We start from the raw sequence: 24,741 nt of genomic DNA, 5'->3' as shown, positions 1-24,741 counted from the left end.
CGGTATGTCTTATGAACTCCAATTACTCATCAAAGGGTCGCGCCCCATCCATCGTCGCAGCGAGCAGATCCTGCGCTAGCTCGGCGGTGTGGCCATCCGGATCGACAAGCCCCGCGGCGTCATACCAGGTTTGATCCGCTTCGGGGTGGGGGCCGACGAGGCCGACCCGGCCGGCGCCGAAGGGGGAGACGGAGGCGGCAATATCATTGTTGGGATAACGCGCCAGGACGTTGACGCCCGACGCCTTGGGCGAGAACAGGATGGTGCTGCCGCTCTGATAATAGAGCCAACGTTCTTCGCCGCGCCAATAGACCGGGGTGACCGTGTCCTCATCGTGATCGACGAGCGATCCCGGGCGGCCTACATAGGAGACGGCTTGACCATCAATGACCCCGAAGCCGGCGGCTGAGGCCAGATAGGCGCCCATGCAGACGCCGAAGTAACGGCCACCACTGGCCACGAAATCGCGGACCGCCGCGAGGCCCTCCGCGCCGATACTCTGGGCAGCGTAAGGAACATCGTCGCCTCCGCCGGGCTGGGCGTAGAGGGTGGCGTGTTTGAGGGTTTCCGCATTGAGCTGAAGGGGCTCGTTCGGCCCGACATACTCGACCTTGAACTGGTATTTTGAGGTTTCAAGGACTGCCGCCACGGCTTCCGAGCAACCTTCGCAACCGGCTGGCCCGCGATAGACGAGAGCCAGTGGGGCCGCGCTGAGAGGCGTCGCCAGCATGGTGCTTGCAAACAGTGCCAGGAGTGCTTTGGGCGCGGACATCTCAACTCCGTGTTGCGGCTTGCATGCGTCGCTGTTCTTAGCGGCAAATCCTCAACAGTTGGTTCCGCGTGTGAATAGGTCCGTGCAACGAAATCTTATGAGGCCGGCGAGCTACGGGTTGCTCTACCCTGACAAACTGAAATGCCGGGCTACCCTCCCGGCTGACCGCTGGTGCCAGATACCAACGCGGCTTAGGTCGCTCAAAGTCGGGGCGCCGCGGCTTCCCCTTGGATTTCTAGGCCACCTTTCGCTCAGCCTGGTTCTGTTGCAACGTTTCGAATACCGGCACCGTGGCAAGGAGAGCCTCTGACATTTTCGGAGGGTTGAATGTTCAAGGGCCGCCAGTTCGACCAGTCAGTGATCCTGCTTTGTGTGCGCTGGTACCTGGCCTACAGCCTGAGCTTGCGTGATCTGGAAGAGATGATGGCCGAGCGGGGTATTGCCGTCGATAGCGTCGGCGACACGATCGAATTCTGGTTCAGTGAGCAACGTGACCTGCCGTCGGCCAAGCAGTTCTTCAGAAAAGCGCTGGCACATCATGGCCGGCCCGACCGCGTCGTCATCGATGGTAGCCAGACCAACCTGGAGGCTATCGCTTCTTGTGACACCACAAGTCGCTTGCAGACCCGCTCCCGGCGCCGGCTGAAGCCGATCCGGATACTCAAGCGCAAATATCTGAATAACCGAATAGAACAGGATCATCGGCGTATCAAGCGCAGCTTCGGACCGATGCTCGGCTTCAAATCACCAACATCAGCCGCGATCATCCTTTCCGGCATCGAGATGGTCCGTATGATGCGCAAGCGACAGGCCGAATGATCGATTTCAAAAGCGCGATTCACCGCTTGGAGTGCCCCCCATTTGTCCGGTTGAAATGGGAGGCAGTTCAGCCGCCCGAAAAAGCCGGGTGGGGTTAGTAAGTGTGCCTACGACTAGCGAACCAGCGGCCCCTCCCAGACCAGCAGCAACAGCGCTTTGAGCTGGGCGAACCGCTCGGGTCCAAGTTCACTGCTCCACTCGCGCTCAATGTCGCGCAGTGTGTCGATGATTTTGGCGTATGCAGCGTGTCCGCGTTCGGTAAAGCGGACAACGCGCGCGCCAGCCTCACCTGGTACATCGGTTCGGACAATATAGCCGAAACCCTCAAGGCTCCCGAGCAGCTGGTTCATGGCCTGTTTGCTCATGCCTGCGCGCTCGGCGAGCGTGGCCGGGCGAACCTCGTCCGGTCCGGGAAACTGCAGCACCGCAATATGCGGCAGGCGCAGGTCGTCGAAGCCGGCTGCGTTGAGCTCCTTGATAATCCTGCGATGAATCGCCTGGGCGGGAACCCGCAGCAGGGCACCGATCAGCATGTCGTCGGTTTTGTTCGGCAAGCTTCTTGAAGGGTGTGGCATTGACATTTTCGGTAAATGGAGTTTACTGACCCACGGTAAATGTAGTTTACCGGAGGAGACAGCGCAATGCCACAGGCCGCCATAGACCCTCACATCAACCCTTCCGACGAAACTATCGACACCAAGGGGCTCACGGTTCGCTTCTTGCTGACCGGAGACAACTCGAATGGCAGCATCGCAGCCTTTGAACTTGGTGTCCCAAGTGGGCAGCGGCTGCCGGCTCCAGCCCACAGCCACGACCATTATGAAGAGACGATCTACGGCATCGACGGCGTGTTGACCTGGACCGTCGACGGAAAGCAATTCGATGTCGGGCCGGGACAGGCCCTATGTATTCCGCGAGGTGCCGTGCATCGGTTCGACAATAACGGCAGCCGGGACGTGAAGGCGCTCTGCGTGATTACCCCGGCCGCAATCGGTCCGGAGTATTTCCGCGAGACTTTCGCGGTTCTCAACGCTGCGGCCGGTGGTCCACCGGACCGGGCCAAGATGGCCGAGATCATGCGCCGCTACGGTCTTACCCCGGCAGTGCCGGCGACATAGCGCCTGCCGATATCCAGTCGCCCAGACGCTCGCGCATGCCTGCTGCGGGTTCGGAGACCATTAGCTCACCCAACTCCAAGGCGCATTATTGGATGACTCGCCTGTCGACGGGCGGGCGCACAGCCGTGGCTCCACGCCGCAAGAATTCAATCAGAACGGGAGCAGGTACGATGACGCTGTTCACGAATGAGTTGGATCATAAAGCCGACGTTGCAAGCAATGTGCGCGTACTACCCGGCCGGCTGCCGGCATGGGCGTCCGGGCTGGTCGGCCGGTGGGCAAAGTGGCGCAACAGGCGCGCGACCCGTTCACGTCTCGACGCCATGTCGGCGGTGCAGCTCCAGGATCTCGGCCTAAGGCGCGTCGGGTGCGGTGTTCGACGGCTGGACCATGGCGAGGCACTTCCGCGACCATTTCGCCTATGATGTCGTTGCGGACGACGCGGCCGGTCGGGTTCGGGCCGCGCGTTCCAGCATCAAGCCACAGACGCGCTTTTGCGAGACCTGAACGGGACCGCCATGCATTGGTTTTCCGGCGCGGTCATCGGCACGACCCGCTTTCTTCACCGGTAGCGCTCTCGCCACCGACCTTCAGCCAATCGAAGGCATAAGCATCGATCTGGGTAGCGTCTCAGGGGCCGCATACTACACGGTCGAGCGCGATGGCTACACGTCTGCCGGGGATACTGGACGAATGCCTTATAACAAACAAGGCGTAGTGAAGCGCTTTACTAAACCGATTTCATTAGCTACTATATGTTCAAAGTGGAGAGCAGGATGGCGACGATCAACGATGTGGCACAAGAGGCGGGCGTGTCGCCCACGACGGTGTCGCGCTATCTGAATGGTCGCATCGAACTGCCGGCTTCGACTTCCGGCCGGATCGATGCTGCGATCAAGCGTCTCGACTATCGGCCCAACCTGCTGGCCAAGCGGCTCAGCACGGGCAGGACCGAGACGATCGGGATCGTGGCTCCGGAAATTGCAAATCCGTTTTTCGCCGACCTGGCTGCGGCCATCGAGGACGAGGCCGAGCAGCACGGCTACTCGGTTCTCATGTCCAGCACCCGAGGGGCCACGGAGCGCGAGATCGCCTGCCTGAGGCGGCTCGACGATCGGCACGTCGACGGGCTGATAATGATGACGAACCGGCCTGACGACGGACGTCTGGCCGCGAGCATGAGCGCTCACGCAAGTGTCGTGCTGGTCGATGAAGACGTGCCGGGCGTAGCGGTGCCGAAAATCTTCGTCGAGAACGCCGAGGGCGCGTACCAGGCGACCCGCTATCTGATCGGTGCCGGCCACAGGCGAATTGCCCATATAGGCGGCCCGGTCGGCCTGATGAGCGCCCAGGAGCGCAAGGACGGGTTCCTGCGCGCCATGCGGGAAGCCGGCCTCGAGCCGACACACATTCTCCAGGAGGCCTATTCGCGTGAATTCGGCGCTGCAGCGATGGCGGACATTCTCTCGAGCGCCGATCGCCCGACAGCGGTTTTCGCGGGCAGCGACTTCATCGCAATCGGCGCCATGCAGGTGATCCGCGACCACGGACTGAACGTGCCGAAGGATATTTCCCTGGTGGGTTTTGACGATATGCCCTTTGCGGACATGCTGGCACCCGGCCTCACGACAGTGAGGCAGCCGACCCGCGAAATGGGGCGCAAGGCCTTTCGGGCGCTCTTCGGCCTGCTCAACAACCAGGATGTCGCCGATGTCGAGCGCTTGCCGGTCGAGCTCGTCGAGCGCCATTCCGTTGCAAAAATAATCTAGACGCCGCCCAAGGGGGAGCAACCATTTGAAATTGAATAGCTAACCTTGGATCGTAGCGCGCAGGGCGAAATGGGCTTCATGCCAAACGCTCCTGTAGACCGCTGCGCGCGTCCGGAGAGCGAATTGCGCTAGGGGGCTGCCTGGGCCGCCTCGTCGCATGGCGTTCGATCTCTGCCGGGTTTTCCGGTTCGCCGGTATCCGCAAGCAACAGCTGTTTTCCTTCGGGTGCGACGCTCAGTCGGCCAACGGGAGATTTTTGCCGCTGCTGGCAATCGAACGCGCGACAACCGTATCGCGGTCAGGCGCTCAGCCGACCGTAATTTCACCCCAACCCACGTTGAGAAAAAGGACATGACAGCAAAACGACGCGTACTCATTGCCGGCGAATCCTGGACCGTTCACAGCATCCACCAGAAGGGCTTCGACAGCTTTACCACCACGGAATATTCCGAAGGCATCCATTGGCTGCGTGCCGCGCTGGAGGAAGGCGACTGGCAAGTCGACTATCAGCCCGCGCATGTCGCCGCGCGCGACTTCCCGTTCGATGCGGCTGCGCTGTCGAACTACGACAGCGTCATATTGAGCGACATCGGCGCCAACACGCTCCTGCTTCACCCGGACACGTTCGTGAGGTCGAAGGTGCTGCCGAACCGGCTGCACACCATTCGCGACTACGTCGCCAATGGTGGCGGCTTCGTCATGATCGGCGGCTATCTGACGTTCCAGGGCATCGACGCCAAGGGCCAGTACGCCGGAACGGCGATCGAGGAGATTCTGCCCGTCACTTTGCAGGCCACGGATGATCGTGCGGAATTTCCGCAAGGCGTCACTCCGGTGGTGGAGAAAGGCGAGCATCCCATCGTCTCCGGCCTCCTCACCGAGTGGCCGCAGCTTCTCGGCTACAACCGCGTCAAGGTTAAGGAACAAGGCGAGCAGATCGTCACCGTCGGCGAGGATCCGCTGATCGCGGCCGGCACCTACGGCAAGGGGCGCACGGTCGCCTTTACCTCGGATTGCGCGCCGCATTGGGCGCCTGCGTCGTTTGTCAACTGGAGTGGATACAAGCAGCTGTGGCAGCAACTTGTTTCCTGGTCCGCAGACGCATGACGGCAGTCAAGAAAGTCGGCTTGACTTTCGGAAACCGATGCGATCTAAACTAGTAAACCGGTTTACGAAACCGGTTCACAAAAGAATACGGGAACTTGGTCAATGATGGTTTCGCCGGCAGGCGCTCCCCGAAAATAACAGCTGTCTCCAAGAGTCTGAGGCTTCCCCGCGCTCCCGTGCTGACGATCAGTCGGCGACGGCAATGCCGTAGCGGGCAACAGCCTCGGCCTCAACTGGAGACCTGCCTGCCGGCCGAAAGCGGCATTCCAACTCAGAGGAATTTGAAATGGGTACTGAACTAACCAGAAGAGGCCTGATGAAGCTGGGCGGTGCGCTGTCGTTGGCCGGCGCGGTTTCGACGCCGATGCAGCTGTTCGGAGGATCGAAGGCGGCTGCCGCGGAGGAGGTCACCGCGGTAACCTGGGGCGGCCCCCTCTTGAAGGCGAACGAAGTCATCGCGACCGACTTCACCGAGAAGACGGGCAGTTCCGTTCTGTGGGAGCTGCACGAAGGCGGTGCCGCGAACATCCTCAGCAAGATCAAGGCGACCTGGCCCGACAGCATCAAGTACGACATGGTTCAGGCTTGGGACCCTGTCTTCTATTCCATGATGAATGAAGGCTGGCTCGCCGACGTCGATGACGTCGTGGGTCTGGACGAAGTGGCAAAGCCCCTGGTGGACAAGTTCCGCGACAAGGACGGCAAGGCCAAGATCATTCCGGTCGCCACGGACGGCTCCTATTTCGGCTACCGCACCGACATGGTCTCCAAGCCGATCACCAATATGAACGATTTGCTGGACCCCAGCCTCAAGGGCAAGATCGGTCTGCTTGACCCGTCCATGTATTCCTTCACGCCCTATGTCGCGATGGCGCTGGAGCTGGGCGGCAGCGAGAAGGATCTCGAGCCGGCCTGGGAATTCATGAAGAAGCTGGCGCAGAGCGGCAATGTCGCGCAGATCCTGAAGTCGGATGTGGACACCATCAACGCGCTGACCACGGGTTCGATCGCGGTGTCCTACACGGGCATCGGCAACTGGGGAAAGATCGACAAGGCGGCTCCCATCCAGCTCTGCAATCGCGTCGACGGCAGCAAGGGCCTGAAGTCCTTCCTCTTCACGCTGGGCTGGGCGATCCTGAACGGACCGCACGCGGCGACGGCGAAGGAATTCGCAAGCTATCTCATCCGCGCCGATCACGACGAGTTCTATGCGGCCAACACCACTGCCAGCCCGGTCAATGTGAAGTCCAAGGCTTCTCCGGAACTGGAAAAGTTCGTGCTGACCTCGGACGCCGATCTGCAGAAATACGCCTATTTCCCGGACTTTGAATATATCTCCCAGAACATAGGCGAGTGGTCCAAGAGGTTCGAGGTGGAAATCCAGCCTCTCGTGCGCCAGGGCTGATTTCCTCGGCTCCACACCGACAAGGTGGTCGCCGGCTGGCGGCGGCCACCAGATTTTGAAATCGGGTGACCTATGAACACTTACAAATTCAGGAGCGTGGCATTGCTTCTCGTGCCATCGATTCTGATACTTGTGTTTTTGTACCTGCTGCCGCTCGGCTACACACTGCGTGAAAGCTTCAAAATTCACGAGCCGGGGCGCGTCGGCGGACTAGCGGGGTCATTCACCGCCAAGAATTATCTGGACTTCCTTGATCCGGCCTACCTGACGGTCCTCTATGACACGTTCTTCTTCAGTTTCGTCGCTGCGGCGGTGGGCGTCCTGCTTTCCTATCCCCTCAGCTACTATCTGGCTCGCGGCGCCAGCCGGGTCGGCAAGAAACTGGTTCTGGCCGTTCTCGTGGCAATGCTTTTTTCCGGGGCGATCGTAAGGGTCTACTCCATCTCGCTGACCTTCGGCGCAGTCGGCATCTTTGCTCCCATCGCCCGCTTCTTTGACATTTCGCTCAATGGCATCGGCTATATCGAAGCCACGCTCATCATCGGTCTGCTCAACTTCGTCGTACCCGTTGCCACCCTCACGCTGCTGGCGACCATCAACAACATCGACCCCCGGTTGGAGGAGGCAGCGCAATCCCTCGGCGCGCCACGGTGGTTCGCGTTCTGGGATACGACCTTCCGGCTCAGCTTGCAGTCCATCATTTCGGTGGCCTTGCTCGGCTTTGCGGTTTCGATCAGTGCCTTCATCGTGCCCCTGATCCTGGGGCGCGGCATCGTGGTCTTCACCACCAACCTCATCTTCTCGCGCTTTGCGGAGATTGCCGATCACCCGAGCGGCGCGGCGGTTGCCGTCATCCTGCTGGTCATTTCCGTGGCAATCATCCAGGGCGCGCAACTCGTCCTGAAAAGACTTCATTGAAAGACCAGGGTCGGCCTCAGATGAGCCCCAAATTCCTCAAGCACTGCGATACCGCCTTTGGCCTGCTGTGTAGATTGCTGTTCTTGGTCAGCATTCTGCTGTTGGTGGGGCCCATCCTCATTACGCTGCTCATGTCGTTCGACAGCCGCGAATATATGGGGGTCTTCCCTCCGCCTTCGCTGTCGCTGCAGTGGTACGAGAATTTCTTCAGCAATCGCCTCTACATGAGCAGCGCCCAGAACTCGCTCGTCATCGGCGTCGTCTCGGCATCGCTATCGACGCTCGTCGGGCTGGTCACCGCATTTGCATTCTGTCGAGCCAACTTCAGGGGCAAGGGTGCCCTCGAGGCCCTGATCATGTCACCGGTGGTCGTGCCGGGCGTCATCATCGGCTTCTCGCTTCTGTTGTTCTTCTCGTCCGTTGGCTACTACGACGGGAAGCTCCGGCTGATCCTTGCCCATGTCCTGATATCGCTGCCGTTCTCGTTGCGGATACTCTACGCCGCGCTCCAGGGCATTCCGCACAGCCTGACGGAGGCGGCTCTCAGCCTCGGTGCCAACGAGCGGCAATCGTTCGCCGACATCACCCTCCCACTGGCCAGGTCCGGGATCATCAGCAGTTTCCTTTTCTCGCTGGCTCTCTCGCTCGACGAAGTGGCGGTGAGCATATTCCTGGTCGATCCCAAGACCACCACGCTGCCCATTACGCTGCTCGCCAACATGCGCAACCAGTTCGATCTGACGATCGCCGCCGCATCCGGTGTCCTGATCATGTTCACGCTGGTGGTGATCTTCGTTGCCGACCGGCTCGTCGGACTGAACCGGGTCGTGGGCCAGGGCGTCCACGAGGAAAAAAATAGCTAGGGATGTTCGAAGCCGTGCCCCAAATTCTGTCTTTGCAAAATGTCCATAAGTCCTACGGCGCGGTCGCTGGCGTGACCGACATCAGTTTCTCCGTGTCGTCGGGCGAGATCGTGTCTCTGCTCGGCCCGTCCGGCTGCGGCAAGACGACGACGTTGAGAATGATTGCCGGCTTTGAACAGCCGTCGAGCGGCAATATCGAGATTGCCGGCAGGTCTGCGGTCGGGCTCAAACCATACGAGCGCAATGTGGGCCTGGTGTTCCAGCATTTCGCCTTGTTCCCGCACATGACGATCTATGACAACGTCGCCTACGGTCTGAAATATCGCGGCGTTCCCGTGGCGGAGCGCGAAGGGCGTGTCACCGACGCCCTGAAACTGGTGCAGCTCGAGGCGTTCAAGGCGCGCAAGCCGGCGCAACTCAGCGGTGGTCAGCAGCAGCGGGTGGCGCTTGCCCGGGCCCTGGTAACCCAGCCTTCCATCATGCTGCTGGATGAGCCGCTCTCGGCTCTCGACGCCAAGCTGCGCCAGACGCTGCAGGTCGAACTGCGGCAAATCCTGAAATCGGTGAATTGCTCCACCATCATCGTCACACACGACCAAGAAGAGGCCATGAGCCTCGGCGATCGGCTGATCGTGATGAACAAGGGCCGCATCGAGCAAGACGGAACCCCGTCCGAGGTCTATCGCCGCCCGTCGACCGAGTTCGTCGCAGATTTCATCGGACGCGCCAGCTGGCTGCAGGGCGTCATTGCCGAAAAGCATGGCGGCGACCGTGCGACCGTCGCAATCGCGGGCGGCGAGACGGTCAAGGTCAGGTCGGACAAGCCGCTGAACGAGGCGGTAAAGCTCTGCATCCGGCCGGAGCACATCAAGGTCGTCGCCGCGGAACAGGCACAGGCAAGAGAAGCCGACGAAAACCTGCTGAAGGCGACCGTCGAGAACGTCCTGTATCTCGGCTCGACCACGCAATACTCGCTGGCTCTGTCCAGCCAGAACAAGCTCGTGGTGGATGTCATGGGCACGGAGTTGCCCGCGGTCGACTCCTCGGGCTCGGTGGCAATCAGGTTCAAGGCCGCCGACGTCACCGTCCTCTGAGGCAAGCAGCGATGAATGAATACGCACGTAGACTTTTTGCGCTGAACGAAAAGATCGGCGCCAGCAACCTGGATGCGTTCCTCATATCCGATCCGGACAACATCTATTATTTCACGGGTTGTGAGAATTACATCGGCATGGATTTCGGCCGCCCTTCGGTGTTGTTCGTCCCGAAGGACGACGACCCCGTCTTGATCGTTCCGGCCGGCGACCTGGGCATGGTCGAAGCGATGGCGCGCTCCGTGCGCGTCCAGGGATGGCGGGACTCCGCCGAAGGCGAGTGGAGAAGGTCACTGAAAGATCTTCTGGCGGGCAAGCCGATCCGCAATCTCGGATTCGAAACGCAGTTCAATCCGCTCGTCCATACGCAGTTCCGGTCGATCAGCGATGCGAATTTCGTGATTTCGGACCGGCTGATCGAGGAGCTTCGCCTCATCAAATCCCCCGCCGAAATTGCCGACCTGCGAAAGGCCGGTCAGGTCGCCGATGCCATGATGGCCGCCACCAGAGACACGATCGCCCTTGGCGTGCCGGAATATGTGGTGTCACTCGCCGCGATAGACGCAGGAACCCGCCGCGCGGCGTCCCTGCTCGCGGAAGAGGACGCGCATCCGCTCTACTCGCCCATGGTCAACTACCTGCAGATCATGAAAAGCGGCACCAATACCGATCTTGGCCACTGCCGCCCCGGACTGAAATGCATTTCCGAAGGGGAACCGGTCGCCGTCTGCCTGTGCGGCATGATCAACTACAAGCATATGAAGCTGGCCATGGATCGGCCCTTCTTTGTCGGATCGATCAGCCGGGAACATGAACTCATGACCCGGGTTGCGCTGGAAAGCCAAGAGGCCGCGCTGGATGCGCTGAAGCCCGGCAAGCCGGTTAGCGCCGTGCATGAGGCGGCATCCGCCGTTCTCCAGAAACATGGCTATGCGCCCTGCACCAGAACGGGGAGAGGCCTCGGCGCTTCCTTCAACGAGAAGCCTCAGATCATGACCGGCGACCCGACGGTTTTGCAGCCCGGCATGGTTCTGGCCGTGGACGGAAACCTCACCTTCAAGGATTTCGGGGTCCAGTTCGGCGACTCGGTCCTTATCACGGAGGACGGCTTCGAGTTTCTCACCAACTTTCCCCGCGACCTCCAGTTGCTCTGACCGATCAGCAACTATCTGAACCAGAAAGGTGAATTGGCATGTCGGCAAAAATTCATTGTATTCTCACGGGAGCGCTGGAAAGCAGCTATGCGACCAGCGTTTACGGCGCGCCTGAGCGCCATCCGCTCGTCAAGAAGAAAACCCTCCTGCCGTTCGGCCACAAGGAGCGGGTTTACAATGCTGACGGCAGCGTCACCCCGGGGCTGATGGTGCCCGTTCCGGTTTGGCTCATCGAGGGCGAAGACAAGACCATCCTGATCGATACTGGCCTGGGCGATTGCGATGAGATCATGGCCATGCAGAACGCCTATGGCATCGACTACATCGCCACCAAGGAGCGCGATCAGGAAATTGTCCGGGCGCTCGCCGACAAAGGCGTGAAGCCGGAAGACGTCGACATCGTCGTCCTCACCCACCTTCATTTCGACCACATCGGTAACAACGAACTGTTCACCAATGCGCGCTTCATCGTGCAGAAGGACGAGGTGCCGTTCCTGATCAGCCCGCCGCCCTTCGCGACGTTCTATTACCGTGAATGGCAGCACAAGCTGACGTCCATCAGCGATCGCCTGGACATCATCGAAGGCAATCTGAAGCTGGGCAGAAATATCGAGCTGATCAAGGCAGGAGGCCATGCGGCCGGGCAGATGGTCGTGTTGGTCAACACCGTGCTCGGACGGGTCTGCATCGGCTCCGACTTCTACTACAACTATACGAATATCGACCATGCCTGGCCGATGGGCCCGCTGTGGAACGTGCAGCAGTGGATCGACAACGACAGATGGATCAAGGCAAACGCCGACATCATCCTGCCGAACCACGACTTTGCGTTGTTCAACAACTATCCGAGCGGCATAATCGGCGAATAGCCACCCTTGCTCGGCTTGCCTAGCGTGCGATGACGTCAAACGTCATCGCACGGTTCGGTGGCGTCGCCTTAACTTGTCACAGTCCGCGGTGAGCAGTCGTATGCCGAATTTCAGGCAGTGATCGAGCAGGCGATTTCGCGCCAGGCCATGATGGCATGAGCTCGCAGCTGCCGGTGTTTCGCGGCGGTCAGATGTTTGCGATGAAGGTGGAAGAGATTGGCAATCTGTCCATGAGTTGAGACGAAACGCTGGCACTGCCGCGCCGACTTGAAGCGCATCATGCGTCGCTCTCGTCGGCGTAGAGGAGGATTCTCGGCTCGGTTGTTCAGGCCCTTATGCGACCGATGCTCGACTCCTGGCATCAACTCAGCCTTCGCGGCGTCGTAAGAGCGAAGTTTGTCGGTCACCATAACTCGCGGTGCCATCCCTTGGCCCTTGAGCAATTTGCGCATTAACCGAAGAGCCGCCCCCTTGTGCCTGCGGCTTTGCAGCAGGGCATCGAGAACATAACCGTCGGCATCGACGGCGCGCCACAGCCAATATTTCCTGCCCTTGATCGACACAAGCATCTCGTCGAGGTGTCATTTGTCAGCGAACCGACCGCGTGATCGCCGCCGAAGTTGGTGGGCGAACATAGCGCCGAACTTTGCCGCCCATTCAGAGACGGTCTGAAACGAGACGTTGATGCCGCGCTCGGCAAGCAGGTCTTCAATGTCGCGCAGGCTCAGCGGAAACCGATCGCAGAGCCACACCGCATGCGCGATGATTTCGGCAGGAAATCGGTGGCGTGTGTAGTGGGCGGAAGCGTCTGCAGTCATGCCTGCAGGTTATCGTCCCCATCCGCAACAGCCGTGAAGGCGACGCCCCATCTGCGCGCTTGCATGTTGACAGCACGCGCATGGACGCAGACCTATTCTCGTCAGCGGATAGTGCACCCGCGCGACAGGCAGGCGAAATGCACTGCTCGGAGGCATAGAACATGCATGACATCCTCCCGGGAATGCTTTGGGTCGTGCTGGGCAGCGCGCTCGGCGGCCCGGCCCGTTTCTTCGTGTCCGGCTTTGTCGGGCGTCGCGTCGGCGAGACCTTTCCGTGGGGCACCATGGCCGTCAACGCCAGCGGCGCCTTCGTCATAGGCTTCATTGCAGCCGTATCGGCCGCCGGAATGTTGCCGCTGCCCGACGCCTGGCAGTTCGCTGTCATCGGCTTCCTTGGCAGCTACACGACCGTTTCCTCCTTCAGCCTGCAGACGCTGGCGCTCGCCCGCGACGGCCAGATGCTGAGCGCCGGCGGCAACGTGCTGCTGTCGCTCGCGTTTTGCCTGTCCGGCGTGGCGCTCGGCTATGCGGCAGGCACGACACTGCTCGGGAGCGGCGCTTCGTGAACCGGCCCGACAAGTTTCCCGCCGGCAACCGGCCCTTGGCATCGCCGCGCGCGAGCTCTGGCATCCGAAGCCGTCTTGCCGGCGAGACCACCCGGCTCTATCTGGCCGTTTCAGCCGGCGCCGTTATTGGCAGCGTTTCCCGCGCGCTCGCTTCGCTGGCGGCGCTGGCTTGGATCGGCCCCGGCTTTCCATGGGGCACGTTGTTCGTGAACGTCGTCGGTTCATTCATCATCGGCTTCTACGCGACGCTGACCGGCCCCGGCGGACGCCTTTTCTCCAGCACGCACCAGCGCCAGTTCGTCATGGCCGGCTTCTGCGGCGGCTTCACCACCTTCTCCACTTTCAGCCTGGAGACGTTGCAACTCGCGCAGGGCGGCGCATGGCTGGTGGCGGCGCTGAACGTGAGTGTGTCGGTCGCCGCCTGGCTCGGCGCCGTCTGGCTCGGCCACATGCTCGCACTGCGTCTCAACCGTTTGAGAGGATACTGAGCCATGCAGATACCGGGACAAGCACTGCTTTTGCGGGTATTCATCGGCGAGGAGGACTACGATAGCAACGGGCGCCCGCTCTACGAGGCAATCGTGCTCAAGGCGCGTGAGTTGCATCTCGCTGGCGCCACGGTGCTGCGCGGAGGCCTCGGCTACGGCCATTCCAGCCGGCTGCACACCACCAAGATCCTTCGCCTGTCGGAAGACCTGCCGCTGGTCGTCGAGATTGTCGACAACGAAGACAAGATCAATGCCTTCCTGCCGGTGCTCGATACGATGATGACAAGCGGGCTGATCACGCTGGAAAAGGTGCAGGTACTACACTACGGCTCCGCCACAAGTTGAGAAACTCGATCAATATTGGCCAATGGTGCAATGACATAAGCGCCTCTGCGGCGTTCAATCCACTTGCCTTCTCTTCATTCGAGGCGCAACCTTTTCCCGTTTTGCAGCGCGGAGGTCGCCATGTCCTGCGCGAAAGGCGTTGGATCCGGAACGAAGGCGCGCCCTGCCTCGGCCAGGCTGCACGGCGCTCCGTTAGCGCACACACCAAGACGAAGTGAAATCCCCCATCCGCTGCGCACCAGCGCGGCAGAGACGACAGTCACGGATGAGTATGAGAGCGGGCAAGGCATGGTCGCCTGAATGATGGCGGCCCACCGGCCGCCGCCGTCGCCGAAGGCGAAGCCTGCCCCAGCCGACAGGAGGGTAGTGCAGTGTCCCAAGTAGCCAAGACGCCTCACCCAGCCGCAAGCCTGGAAGACCACAAGCCTCGCCCTCTCGTCCGATGGCTGTTTTCGACCAACCACAAGGACATCGGGACGCTCTATCTGGTATTCGCGGGGGTCGCCGGCGTTTTCGGCACGATCCTGTCCGTGCTCATTCGCATGGAACTCCAGGAGCCGGGCCTGCAGATCTTCTCTGATCCGACCACCTACAATGTCGTTGTTAGCTCGCACGGCATCGTCATGATCTTCTTTGTCATCATGCCCGCGCTGATTGGCGGTTTCGGCAACTGGATGATACCGTTGATGATCGGCGCGCCGGACATGGCCTTCCCGCGCATGAACAATCTGTCGTTCTGGCTGCTCGCGGCAGGCTTCTGCCTGTTCCTGATATCCCTTCTCCTGCCCGGGGCGCCGGGCTCGTACGGACATGGCGGCGGCTGGACGCTGTATCCCCCCTATTCCTCCATCACGGGCGAGCCCGGACCCGCTGTCGACGCCCTCATCCTGTCGCTGCACCTGGCGGGTGCATCCTCCATCCTTGGCGCGATCAACTTCATCACCACCATCCTCAACATGCGCGCTCCGGGCATGACCATGCACAAGATGCCGCTGTTTGCCTGGTCTATGCTGGTCACCGGATTCCTTCTCCTGCTGGCGCTGCCGGTGCTTGCGGGGGCGATCACGATGCTTTTGACCGACCGCAACTTCGGGTCGACATTCTTCGATCCCTCCGGCGGCGGGGACCCGATCCTGTTCCAGCATCTCTTCTGGTTCTTCGGCCACCCGGAAGTCTACATCATGATCCTGCCGGCCTTCGGCATCATCAGCCACGTGATCTCGACATTCTCGAAGAAGCCGATCTTCGGCTATCTCGGCATGGCCTATGCGATGGTGGCAATCGGCGTGATCGGTTTCATCGTCTGGGCCCATCACATGTTCACTGTCGGCCTCTCGGTCGACACCCAGAGATATTTCGCCTTTGCCTCGATGGTGATCGCCGTTCCGACCGGGATCAAGGTGTTTTCCTGGGTGGCCACCATGTGGAATGGCTCGATCCAATTCAGGTTGCCGATGCTTTGGGCGATGGGCTTCGTCCTGATGTTCACGATCGGCGGCGTCACCGGCGTGGTGCTCGCCAATCCGGGTCTCGACCGTTCACTGCACGATACCTACTACGTGATCGCGCATTTCCACTACGTTCTGTCGATGGGCGCAGCCTTCGGGATCTTCGCAGGCTTCTACTACTGGTTCCCGAAGATGACCGGCTATATGTACAATGAAACGCTGGGTAAATGGCATTTCTGGCTGACCTTCATCGGCGTGAACGTGCTGTTTTTCCCGCAGCATTTCCTCGGACTGGCAGGCATGCCGCGCCGTACCGCGGATTACCCCGACGCATTCGCCGGCTGGAACTTCGTCTCCTCGATCGGCTCCTACATCTCGGCGGTCGGGTTCATCGTGTTCATCATCGTCGTGGCCGAAGCGTTCAACAAGAAGCGCGTAGCCGGCAGCAACCCTTGGGGTGCCGGTGCCACAACCCTTGAATGGACGTTGCCGTCGCCGCCGCCGTTCCATCAGTACACAACCCTGCCAATCATTCGTTGAGACGGATTGGTGTGCTGAGGCCATGCGGTAGATTCGAGGGAACGATGTGCGCGTCAGCGGGTTCAGATGAAAACCGGCCTCGGAGGCCATGATGCCCACGACGAAGGACAAGAAGTGGTCGGCGGAAGTCACCGAGCACAGCCACGCACTCGATCTCGAGCCGGGCGTTTTCGAGTTGGATGACCCGCAGCGCATCGCCCAGTCGCTGAAGCATTCAGCAGAGCAGAGCACCCAGCGCAAGGCCTCCCCCTTCCAGTCAGCCATGTCGATGCTGAACTTCTACATCAACCGGGCGGGACGCAACCTGTCGGCCGAGCGCAAGAAGATACTGGAAGACGCGAAGGGCGAACTGTGCAAGAAGTTTGGCAAGGAGCCGAAGTGAGACCTGCATCAGCCGTCATCGGCTGGGCCTTCGAGCACCTCCGTCCTTAGCCAGGCCTTGACGGCGGCAACATCGGCAAGGATGTGGCGCGCTGCGGTAACGGCCTTGGGCCGAACCCTGATCGACACCCCGCCCATCTGGTTGACCATCTCAAAACCGCTTTCGTCGGATGTGTCATCGCCGATGAAGACCGGGCGCCTGCCGGCAAAGGGCTCCAGCGCAAGGAAGCGCCGGATTGCCGCGCTCTTGATCGCCTGCGGCGGGATCAATTCCAGCCCGGCCTCGCCGACGACGATGCGGTACTCGATGGACAGACGCGGCAAGGCGGTCTCCGCTGCTTTCCTGACCGCCGAAAGCGCATCGGGCGCGGCCCGCGTGTGAATGGCCAGGACGGGTCCCTTGCGCTCGAAATAGACGCCCGGGGTGGACCCGAATTCCGCCTCCATCTCCGTGGCCAGCGCTGCGATGTCCTCGGGCTCCTTGGCTTCCACGACAGGTCCGTCGCGGTGCAGCCGGTGCTCCAGACCGTAGAGACCGGCAGCGCATAGCCGAAGCGGTGCGAACAGCCGGTCGATCGCGGCGATCGACCGGCCACTGATGAAGGCCAGCGCACCGCCGAGGCACTCGTCGAGGGCGGTGAGCAATTCCAGCAGTTCCACGTCGACCGAGACGGCATCGGGATGGTCCGCATGCTCCAGCAGCGTGCCGTCTATATCGAGGAAAAGAGCATGTTTCCCGGCCTTCAGCCGGGGCACGCGGTCGCTTGCAGCGTCCGTCACCGCGCCGCACCCTTCTTCTTTCCCTTGAGCGGCACGACGTTGCTGGCGACCTCGGGTCGCTGGGTCGGTTCGGCTGCTTCGTAGGCTTCGTTGCGCTTGCGCAGACGCGCCGCGTCCACCAGCATGCTTCCAGCCCAGCGGTAGACATTGTTGTTGCGGACCACCTCGCGCATGCGGCGCATGCGTTCGCCCTGCTCTTCGGCCGGCATGCAAAGCGCCCGCAGAAGCGCATCGCCCACCGCGCTGGGATCGTAGGGATTGACGATCAGCGCATCGAGAAGCTCGCGCGAGGCACCGGCGAAGGTGCTGAGGATGAGCACACCCTGCTCGTCGTCGCGGGTCGCCACGAACTCCTTGGCCACAAGGTTCATTCCGTCGTGCAGGCTGCTGACCACGCATATGTCCGCGGCCCGGTAGACGCGGCAGATGTCCTCCTGGCGATGGTATTCGTCGATCAGGATAATGGGCTTGTGGCGGTCGTTCCCATAGCGCAAGTTGAATTCGTCGACATAGTTCAGGCACTGCCTGTGCAGTTGCTGGTAAGCGGCCAGGGTGCCTCGGCTGGGTGCGGCGATCTGCAGGAACACCAGCCGCCCGATCCAGTCGGGGTTCTTCTGGAAGAACTCGTCGAGCGCCATGAAACGGTCGAGGATGCCCTTGGTGTAGTCCAGTCGCTCGACCCCGACGCACAATCGGGTGTCAGGCGCCAGTCCGAAGCGCTCAAAGATCTCGCGCCGGCATTCAGCGGCGTCCGGCTGGTTCTGGAACCCCGCCGGCGGCCACTCGATCGAGATCGGATAGGGGTGAACGAGTGTCGTCGAGCCGCGATAGGAAATCGACGGATCTTCCCGCTCGATGCGGCTTTCCAGAAAGCGGTCGACGCTTTCGGTGAAATTGTTGCAGTGGAACTGGATGTGGAAGCCGACGATCGAGCTGCCGAGCAACCCGTCGAGGATCCTCTCGCGCCAGGGACAGATGCTGAACACTTCCGAGTTCGGCCAGGGAATGTGCCAGAAGGTGATGATGATGGCATCCGGCAGGCGCTGGCGGATCATGCGCGGCAGCAAGGCGAAATGATAATCCTGCACCAGGACGATCGGCCGCTCGTTCCGCGCTTCCTCGGCCACCACGTCGGCGAATTTCTGGTTCACCGCCTCGTACATCTCGAAGTCCGATGCCCGGAAGATCGGCCGCGTGAACGCGATGTGGCACAGCGGCCATAAACCGTCATTGGCAAAGCCGTAGTAATAGCCCTGCAATTCCTCCTCGCTCAGCCAGACCCGGCGTAACACGTAGCTCGGCTTGTCGGGCGGCACCTGGATGCGGTCATTGTCATCGACCGTCAAACGATCGGCCGAGCCGCCGCCATAGGCGATCCAGGTTCCTGAACATGCCCGTGTCACCGGCTCCAGCGCCGAGACCAGGCCACTGGCCGGCACCAGGAGCTTCACCTTGCCGTCGACCAGGTTATGGATATAGGGCTCGCGGTTCGACACCACGATGACCTGCGCATCCGGAAGTTCCGTGGCGAGGATCTGGCGCAGGGTCTCGGGCGACCAGTTGATCAGGACATCGTCGGCAGCCCGGTTGTTCTTCTCGAATTCGTGCTGCAGTTTGCTTGCCTGGTCGAGAGGCGGGTCGTCCGCGGCGTCGGGGAAAGCCGCAACCACCCTGCCTCGGTGCAGCCGCCACCACACCAACGTCGCCAGCACGACCGCTGCGATCGACAGAAGCAGACTGACGGCAAGAACCATCCAGATATTGCTGCCGAGACCGAGCAGATCAGCGTGGGTATCCATCTGTAACGTCCTCGAAGCGGACGAGCATGCCGGGGTGCGAAGAAGCGTGTCGCCTCTCGCTCAAGGCCGGCGCAGTCAAAGCCAATGGCCGACCCTCGAAGGGGAAACCCCGGAGGCTCGACGGTGCGCTTTGTATGCCGATGCTTCCGAACGTCTCGCGGCCGCAACGGTTCCAGGAATTCGTGCTGGAGGCGGAAATGATGCACCGCCTCGAGCCAGATCAGGCGTGGACGATGACCGGTGCCGGGCTCTGGTCGCGGGTCTGAAGATCGGCGATGACGCGATCGCCGAAGCGCTGGAAGGTCAGGTCGTAGACCGCGTCACCGACGCCTAGATGGCGCACGGTCAGGTTGTCGATGCCGATGGGCAGGTATGACTGCTCCACCTGCACCTCGCCGCGCCAGCCGTCGATCTGGACGCCCAGGCAGGACTGCAGGAGCATGAACACGGCCCCCGAAGACCAGGCCTGCGGCAGGCATGCCACCGGATAGGCGATCGGCGCTTCGCCGACCGCGCGCGGGAAACCGCAGAACAGCTCGGGCAGCCGCATGTCGAAATGGACGGCCGCCTCGAAGGTGTTGCTCATCAGCCGCACGACATGGTCACGGTTGCCGTAACGAGCCAGGCCTGCCGCGCATATTGCCGAGTCATGCGGCCAGATCGACCCGTTGTGATAAGACATCGGATTGAAGAAGATTTCGTCCTCGGCAAGGGTTCGGACGCCCCAGCCCGTATGAAACTGCGCCGACAGGAGTTGATCGGCAACGTGCTGCGCTCGCTCCGGCGAAGGCAGGCCGACGAAGAGTAGATGCCCGGCATTGGACGTCCGGACCCGGCACGGCAAGCCGTCTCCGTCGATCGCCATCGCGTAGAACTTGCGATCCTCCATCCAGAACTTGTCTTCGACGGCCTCGCGCATCTTCTCCGCGCGGGCCTGCCATGCGTCGGCGCGCTGCAACTCGCCCCGCCGCCGCGCCAGCATAGAGAGCCTGGTATAGGCGGCAAAGGCGTAGCCTTGCACCTCGACCAGCGCGATGGGCCCCTTGGGGACACGCCCGTCAATATGGAAGACCGAGTCGAAGCTGTCCTTCCAGCCCTGGTTGGCGAGGCCGGTGTCGGCCGCGCGCCGGTAGCTGACGAAGCCATTCGGATCACGATCGATGGCGCGGTCCATCCACTGGGCGGCCGCCTTGATGGACGGCCACAGCATATCAATGAATTCCATGTCGCCGGTGCGGTCCGCATAGGCGCAGGCCAGGTAGATGTACAGCGGTGTGGTGTCGACCCCGCCATAGTAGCGGCCGAACGGCAGTTCCCGCAGCGTCGCCATCTCGCCCTTGCGCGTCTCGTGCATGATCTTTCCGGGCTCGGAGTCGCTGAACGGCACAGTCTCCGTGGCCTGATGCTGCGCGAGGAAAGCAAGCACGCCGCGCGCCAGCCTGGGATCGACCCAAAGCATCTGCAAGGCCGAGATCACGCCATCACGCCCGAAGGCGGTGGAGAACCAGGGGATGCCGGCATAGGGGTACGGGCCGGTTGCAAGGTCGGTGGTGAGCAGCGCGATATCGGCGCGGGCACGCGAGATCCAATCGTTGAACACGCGGCCGGAGCTGTGAATGGTCGCGCCGTGGCGTCTCTTGGTACGCATGCCGAAGCGCGCGCGCGCCGCAGCGGCGCGGAAGCGCATTCGATTGGGAACCTCCGGCGTTTTCCCAATCTCGATGAACAATGTCTCCCGTTCGCGCCGTTGCAGGCAAATCTGGAATTCAGCCTCGTTCGCCGCAAGCCGCGAAGGGGAGCGTGAGAACGAGATGGTAGACTCCCGCACGACGTCGTCGAGCCCGTGATAGCGCATGGTCACGCAGTCCTTGCCCGCCTGCGCCTCGAACGCACGTCCGCGCTGACTTCGTTTGGAGCCGCGCACTTCGAACATGTCGCGGAAATCGGCCTCGAAATGCAGCTTCAGCGGCAGCAGGACCTCATGCTCGCCATAGTTCGACAGCGCCAGACGCTCGTACATGCGATCGTTCCAGATCAGCCGTGTACGTTCGATATGGATGACACCCTGTCGGGTTTTCCTGCCCTCGGCGGATGGCAGAGGCAGGTTGGTGAGATTGGTCCGGAACAGCACATTGTCCTGGCTCAGCGATGCGCCGAGCAGGGAGGGAGGCCTGTCGCCGATGGTCAGCCGATAATCGGACAGAATCCTGGTGTCGTCGAGGAACAGCCCGTCGCCCCTGCCTTGTATGTCGCCGTAAGCATCGGCGACTATGAAGCAGTCGCCGTGCTTGAGCGCATACTGCCGGGCGGGCTCCCTCGGCGCTATATCATCCATCGACGCCAGCGCTATCGCTGGGTCCAGTTTTCGTTCGTCAAGTAGAGACATGGCAATCTTTCAGCCGGAAGCCTACAGCAGGATGGGGCGAAAATAGGACCGCTGCGGCAAGTCGGGGTCAGCCAAGGGCGACGCCGGCCTGCCCACGAGCCATGCCGATCAACCGCGCATAGATTTTCACATAGTCGTTCGCCATGCGCGAGACGGAAAAACGTCGCTCGAAGGTTGAGCGAATTTCACTGCGATCGAGTTCTCCCAGCCTGGCAACGGCTGCGACGGCAGCGTCGATGGTGTCGACGACGAAGCCGGTCACCCCCTCGTCCACCACTTCGGGCATGGCGCCATTGTCCCAGGCAATCACCGGGGTGCCGCAGGCCATCGCCTCGATCGCGACGAGGCCGAACGGCTCCGGCCAATCTATGGGAAACAGCAGCGCTGCGGCGTTGCCCAGGAACGCCTGCTTCCGGCTCTCGTCGATCTCGCCCAGATATTCGATCTGCCGGCCGTCTATCAGCGGCTCGACCGTCTCATGGAAATAAGCGCGGTCATCGTCGCCGATCTTGGCGGCGATCTTCAGTTTCATGCCCGAGCGACGGGCGATCTCGATAGCCCTGTCGGGTCGTTTATCGCGGGAAAGACGGCCGAGGAAAGCCAGGTAACCCGCGTCGGGATCGACCTCCCGCAGCGGACGATAGAGGTCGAGGGGCAAGCCGTGGTGAACGGTTCCCACCCAGTTGGCCTCGTCAAGCGGCTGTCGCTGGCTATGCGAGATCGAGACCATGGGAAAGCGGGGCCAGCGGCGGTAGGCGCCCTTCAGATCCCTGTAGTCGAGGCGGCCATGAGGCGTGGTGAGCGTGCGCTCCGGCATGTGCTCGAAAAAGGGAAAATGCATGAAATGGCTGAGATGGAAATGCAGGATGTCGAACTCCCCCGCATGGCGGCGCACTTCGTCCAGCATGGAATAATGTGCCGCGATAGGCGATTTCAACGGATGCGGATCGAGCCAAAGGGCCTGGTCGCGCACCGCCACCAGGCGAGTCCTGGTTTTTGCGTCGCCACTGGAAAACAGGGTGACGTCGTGGCCCATTCCGACCAGCTCATCGACCAGATAGCAGATGATGCGCTCGGTTCCGCCATAGAGTTTGGGAGGCACGGATTCATATAGCGGAGCGATATGGGCAATTCTCATGGAGAGAGTCCGGCGCGTGCGTTCCGGAAGGAAACGCCGGAGGCTTCAGCTCGTTGCATCCATCCAGAGCCGGTATATCGCTCTTGGCCACCGACGGCCCAAGACGAGTAGTCGTGGGCGAGATCGGACCTGATCTACAGGCGCAACGCGACCTTGCGCCCTTCGTGGATGGCATAGGGTGCCTGCCGCGCAGCAACGCAATCGCCGATGGCGGTGAAGGCAACGCCTCGCTCGGCAAGGCCCTGTGCCAAGCTGTCTTCGGCGGCATTGGTGGCGGCGAAAACCAACGCATCCGCCTCGATCAGCTCTTCCCGACCGTCGAGGAATGAGGCAACCCGCGCGGCGGAGCCCGTCCATTCGAGGATCGCGCTCTCGGTCGCGATGCGCACGCCGAGCCGCGCCAAATTTCGGCGCAGCGGAAAGTCGGCGGTGGTGCGCTGCAGTTCCTTGCCGACCAGCGGATCGGGTGTGACGATGGTAACCTCATGCCCGTCCTCGGCCAGCTTCCAGGCCGTGCCGCAGCCCTTCCAGTTGCCGCCCTCGTCGAACACGACGACGCGCCTGCCCGGCCGGGCCTCGCCCGCCATGACGGCTTCGGCCGAGAAAAACTTTCCACGCTCGATGCCCGGCAGCGTCTCGACCTGCGGCAGCGCCCGCTGGAAGCCGGTTTCGGGCGGCAGCGAGCCCGTGGCGACGATCACCTCGTCCGCCGCCTCGGCGACAATATCGTCGGCCTCCATGTAAGCGTTGTAGCGCACCTCGACGCCGAGCTTCTGCAACTGCCGTTCGTACCAGCTAAGCAGGTCTAGCACCTGCGCGCGGCGCGGCTGCAGACCGGCAAGCCGGAACTGGCCGCCAAGGCGATCCGACGCCTCGGCAAGCACCACCTTGTGGCCGCGCTCGGCCGCCACGCGCGCCGCTTCCAGCCCGGCCGGTCCGCCGCCGACCACCAGGACGCGCTTTGAAACGGGTGCCGGCTGGAAAGTATCGCCGCCCCATTCCCATTCGCGCCCGGCCGACGGGTTGACCACGCAGCTTATCCAGTAGTCGCGCGAGCGCCTGCCCCAGCACATCTGGTTGCAGGAGAGGCAGCCGCGAATGTCCTCGGGCCGGCCTTCCTTCGCCTTGTTGGCGAGGTGCGGATCGGCGATCTGGCCGCGCACGATGGAAACCAGGTCGGCCATGCCCTCGCTCAGCACGGTTTCGGCATTTTCCGGCGTGCGGATATGGCTTTCGGCCGTAACCAGCGCATGAGAGACCGCGCCCTTCAGCACGGATGCGAGATCTGCGCCGAGCTTCTCGGGATAGAGGAAGGTCGGCATCAGCTTGTAGAAGTCGAAATAGCCGCCCGACCCGCAGGTGACGTAGTCGATCAGCCCGTCGCGGTCGTGATGCGCGAAGATTTCGGCGGTGGCCTCGCGCTTCAGCGCCACCTCGACGTCGGGCTCGTCATTCACCGCCAGCCCGACGATAAAATCCTCGCCGCAAACCTTGCGGATGCGCGTCAGCACCTCGCGGCTGAAGCGGGTGCGGTTTTCCAGGCTGCCGCCCCAGCGGTCGTCGCGCCGGTTGGACCATGGCGTCCAGAACTGATCGAGCATGCCGTGATAGGCGGCCCAGACCTCGACGCCGTCGAAGCCCGCCTCCCGACAGCGGCGGGCCGCCTGGACGAAGCCATCGATCGTCTCCTCGATCTCGGCCTCGCTCATGCGGTGGGAGCCGTCGCTGTCGTGATAGCTCGGCAGGCCGGAAGGCGACCACGCGGCATGGAAGGAATTGTCGGCGTCGCCATGCTGGCCGACATGGTAGAGCTGCTGGATGGCGACGGCGCCATGCTCGTGTATGGCTTCCGTCACCTTTCGGAAATGCGGGATCACGCCGTCATCGGAGTGGCGAAAATTGCCGCGCGTCAGCACCGCCGCCGCATGTACCGGCACGGGCTCGACCACCACCATCGCCGCGCCGCCCTTGGCCCGTTCGGCATAGTAGGCGGCGTGGCGCTCGGTCGGCAGGCCTTCCACGGCCATGTTGGCGGTGTGCGCGCCGAAGACGATGCGGTTGCGCAGCGTCTTGTGGCGCAGCGCAACCGGCGTGAACAGGCGCTTGAACGTCCGTTCCTGCATTTCTCCTCCCTCCCCGGCCGGCCTCCTCCGCCGGCCTGTTC

Annotated in this window: 22 protein-coding genes and 1 pseudogene; 15 read left to right on the top strand and 8 right to left on the bottom strand. The window is 61.9% G+C overall.

The window, feature by feature from the left end:
* Positions 1-22: 22 nt before the first annotated feature.
* Positions 23-772 carry a BPL-N domain-containing protein gene (locus ABLE85_RS16855; protein ID WP_348793871.1) on the bottom strand — a complete coding sequence of 250 codons (750 nt, stop codon included), beginning with the start codon at positions 770-772 and terminating at the stop codon, positions 23-25.
* 327 nt (positions 773-1,099) lie between these two features.
* Here ABLE85_RS16855 and ABLE85_RS16850 point away from each other — a divergent pair, with 327 nt between their 5' ends.
* Positions 1,100-1,591 (top strand): IS6 family transposase, encoded by a 492-nt coding sequence (locus ABLE85_RS16850; protein WP_348793870.1) that lies wholly within the window; start codon positions 1,100-1,102, stop codon positions 1,589-1,591.
* A gap of 113 nt (positions 1,592-1,704) precedes the next feature.
* On the opposite strand, the gene ABLE85_RS16845 is transcribed toward ABLE85_RS16850, so the two are convergent.
* Entirely contained in the window at positions 1,705-2,145 is a 441-nt protein-coding gene (locus ABLE85_RS16845; RefSeq protein WP_348793869.1) for a MarR family winged helix-turn-helix transcriptional regulator, read from the bottom strand.
* A gap of 87 nt (positions 2,146-2,232) precedes the next feature.
* Here ABLE85_RS16845 and ABLE85_RS16840 point away from each other — a divergent pair, with 87 nt between their 5' ends.
* From ABLE85_RS16840 to ABLE85_RS16800, 9 genes are all read left to right on the top strand, one after another.
* Entirely contained in the window at positions 2,233-2,709 is a 477-nt protein-coding gene (locus tag ABLE85_RS16840) for a cupin domain-containing protein (RefSeq protein WP_348793868.1), read from the top strand.
* 776 nt (positions 2,710-3,485) lie between these two features.
* On the top strand, positions 3,486-4,478 hold the full coding sequence (locus ABLE85_RS16835; RefSeq protein ID WP_348793867.1) for a LacI family DNA-binding transcriptional regulator: 993 nt from the start codon (positions 3,486-3,488) through the stop codon (positions 4,476-4,478).
* A gap of 351 nt (positions 4,479-4,829) precedes the next feature.
* A complete protein-coding gene (locus tag ABLE85_RS16830) occupies positions 4,830-5,585 on the top strand; it encodes a glutamine amidotransferase (protein ID WP_348793866.1) in 756 nt (251 codons plus the stop codon).
* Positions 5,586-5,871: 286 nt separating this feature from the next.
* A complete protein-coding gene (locus ABLE85_RS16825) occupies positions 5,872-6,990 on the top strand; it encodes an extracellular solute-binding protein (RefSeq protein ID WP_348793865.1) in 1,119 nt (372 codons plus the stop codon).
* Between the two features lie 102 nt (positions 6,991-7,092).
* Positions 7,093-7,908 (top strand): ABC transporter permease subunit, encoded by an 816-nt coding sequence (locus tag ABLE85_RS16820; protein ID WP_348793864.1) that lies wholly within the window; start codon positions 7,093-7,095, stop codon positions 7,906-7,908.
* Between the two features lie 20 nt (positions 7,909-7,928).
* Positions 7,929-8,771 (top strand): ABC transporter permease, encoded by an 843-nt coding sequence (locus tag ABLE85_RS16815; protein ID WP_348793863.1) that lies wholly within the window; start codon positions 7,929-7,931, stop codon positions 8,769-8,771.
* A 2-nt stretch (positions 8,772-8,773) separates the two neighbouring features.
* The gene (locus ABLE85_RS16810; RefSeq protein WP_348793862.1) at positions 8,774-9,865 is read left to right on the top strand and encodes an ABC transporter ATP-binding protein; all 1,092 of its coding nucleotides are present in this window, start codon (positions 8,774-8,776) and stop codon (positions 9,863-9,865) included.
* 11 nt (positions 9,866-9,876) lie between these two features.
* Positions 9,877-11,019, top strand: a complete 1,143-nt coding sequence (locus tag ABLE85_RS16805) for a Xaa-Pro peptidase family protein (protein ID WP_348793861.1) — start codon at positions 9,877-9,879, stop codon at positions 11,017-11,019.
* A 38-nt stretch (positions 11,020-11,057) separates the two neighbouring features.
* Entirely contained in the window at positions 11,058-11,888 is an 831-nt protein-coding gene (locus tag ABLE85_RS16800) for an N-acyl homoserine lactonase family protein (protein WP_348793860.1), read from the top strand.
* 110 nt (positions 11,889-11,998) lie between these two features.
* Here ABLE85_RS16800 and ABLE85_RS16795 read toward each other — a convergent pair.
* Positions 11,999-12,706 (bottom strand): annotated as a pseudogene (locus tag ABLE85_RS16795) (IS6 family transposase).
* Positions 12,707-12,867: 161 nt separating this feature from the next.
* Here ABLE85_RS16795 and crcB (ABLE85_RS16790) point away from each other — a divergent pair.
* The 5 genes from crcB (ABLE85_RS16790) to ABLE85_RS16770 all read left to right on the top strand — a co-directional run bounded on the left by crcB (ABLE85_RS16790) (position 12,868) and on the right by ABLE85_RS16770 (position 16,475).
* Positions 12,868-13,272: a fluoride efflux transporter CrcB gene (crcB, locus tag ABLE85_RS16790; protein WP_348793859.1), complete on the top strand. Its 405-nt coding sequence runs from the start codon at positions 12,868-12,870 to the stop codon at positions 13,270-13,272.
* 62 nt (positions 13,273-13,334) lie between these two features.
* Positions 13,335-13,760 carry a fluoride efflux transporter CrcB gene (gene crcB, locus ABLE85_RS16785; RefSeq protein WP_348793964.1) on the top strand — a complete coding sequence of 142 codons (426 nt, stop codon included), beginning with the start codon at positions 13,335-13,337 and terminating at the stop codon, positions 13,758-13,760.
* Positions 13,761-13,763: 3 nt separating this feature from the next.
* Positions 13,764-14,105, top strand: coding sequence for a DUF190 domain-containing protein (locus tag ABLE85_RS16780; protein WP_348793858.1), 342 nt, complete (start codon positions 13,764-13,766; stop codon positions 14,103-14,105).
* A 410-nt stretch (positions 14,106-14,515) separates the two neighbouring features.
* Positions 14,516-16,093 (top strand): cytochrome c oxidase subunit I, encoded by a 1,578-nt coding sequence (gene ctaD / locus ABLE85_RS16775; protein WP_348793963.1) that lies wholly within the window; start codon positions 14,516-14,518, stop codon positions 16,091-16,093.
* A gap of 91 nt (positions 16,094-16,184) precedes the next feature.
* Positions 16,185-16,475 carry a DUF3175 domain-containing protein gene (locus ABLE85_RS16770; RefSeq protein ID WP_348793857.1) on the top strand — a complete coding sequence of 97 codons (291 nt, stop codon included), beginning with the start codon at positions 16,185-16,187 and terminating at the stop codon, positions 16,473-16,475.
* A gap of 8 nt (positions 16,476-16,483) precedes the next feature.
* Here ABLE85_RS16770 and otsB read toward each other — a convergent pair whose 3' ends face one another.
* From otsB to ABLE85_RS16745, 5 genes are all read right to left on the bottom strand, one after another.
* On the bottom strand, positions 16,484-17,254 hold the full coding sequence (otsB, locus tag ABLE85_RS16765; RefSeq protein ID WP_348793856.1) for a trehalose-phosphatase: 771 nt from the start codon (positions 17,252-17,254) through the stop codon (positions 16,484-16,486).
* Positions 17,251-19,053 (bottom strand): trehalose-6-phosphate synthase, encoded by a 1,803-nt coding sequence (locus ABLE85_RS16760; protein WP_348793855.1) that lies wholly within the window; start codon positions 19,051-19,053, stop codon positions 17,251-17,253. Before ABLE85_RS16760 ends, otsB begins: the two co-directional genes overlap by 4 nt.
* Positions 19,054-19,273: 220 nt before the next feature.
* Positions 19,274-21,439 carry an amylo-alpha-1,6-glucosidase gene (locus ABLE85_RS16755; RefSeq protein WP_348793854.1) on the bottom strand — a complete coding sequence of 722 codons (2,166 nt, stop codon included), beginning with the start codon at positions 21,437-21,439 and terminating at the stop codon, positions 19,274-19,276.
* A 67-nt stretch (positions 21,440-21,506) separates the two neighbouring features.
* Complete coding sequence (locus tag ABLE85_RS16750) at positions 21,507-22,577, bottom strand: glycosyltransferase family 4 protein (RefSeq protein WP_348793853.1); 1,071 nt, start codon at positions 22,575-22,577, stop codon at positions 21,507-21,509.
* Between the two features lie 134 nt (positions 22,578-22,711).
* The gene (locus ABLE85_RS16745; protein WP_348793852.1) at positions 22,712-24,700 is read right to left on the bottom strand and encodes an FAD-dependent oxidoreductase; all 1,989 of its coding nucleotides are present in this window, start codon (positions 24,698-24,700) and stop codon (positions 22,712-22,714) included.
* Positions 24,701-24,741: the final 41 nt, after the last annotated feature.

Source organism: Mesorhizobium sp. KR1-2, from assembly GCF_040045035.1.
Classification (GTDB): Bacteria; Pseudomonadota; Alphaproteobacteria; order Rhizobiales; family Rhizobiaceae; genus Pseudaminobacter.
This window is presented reverse-complemented; position numbering and strand designations above follow the sequence as displayed.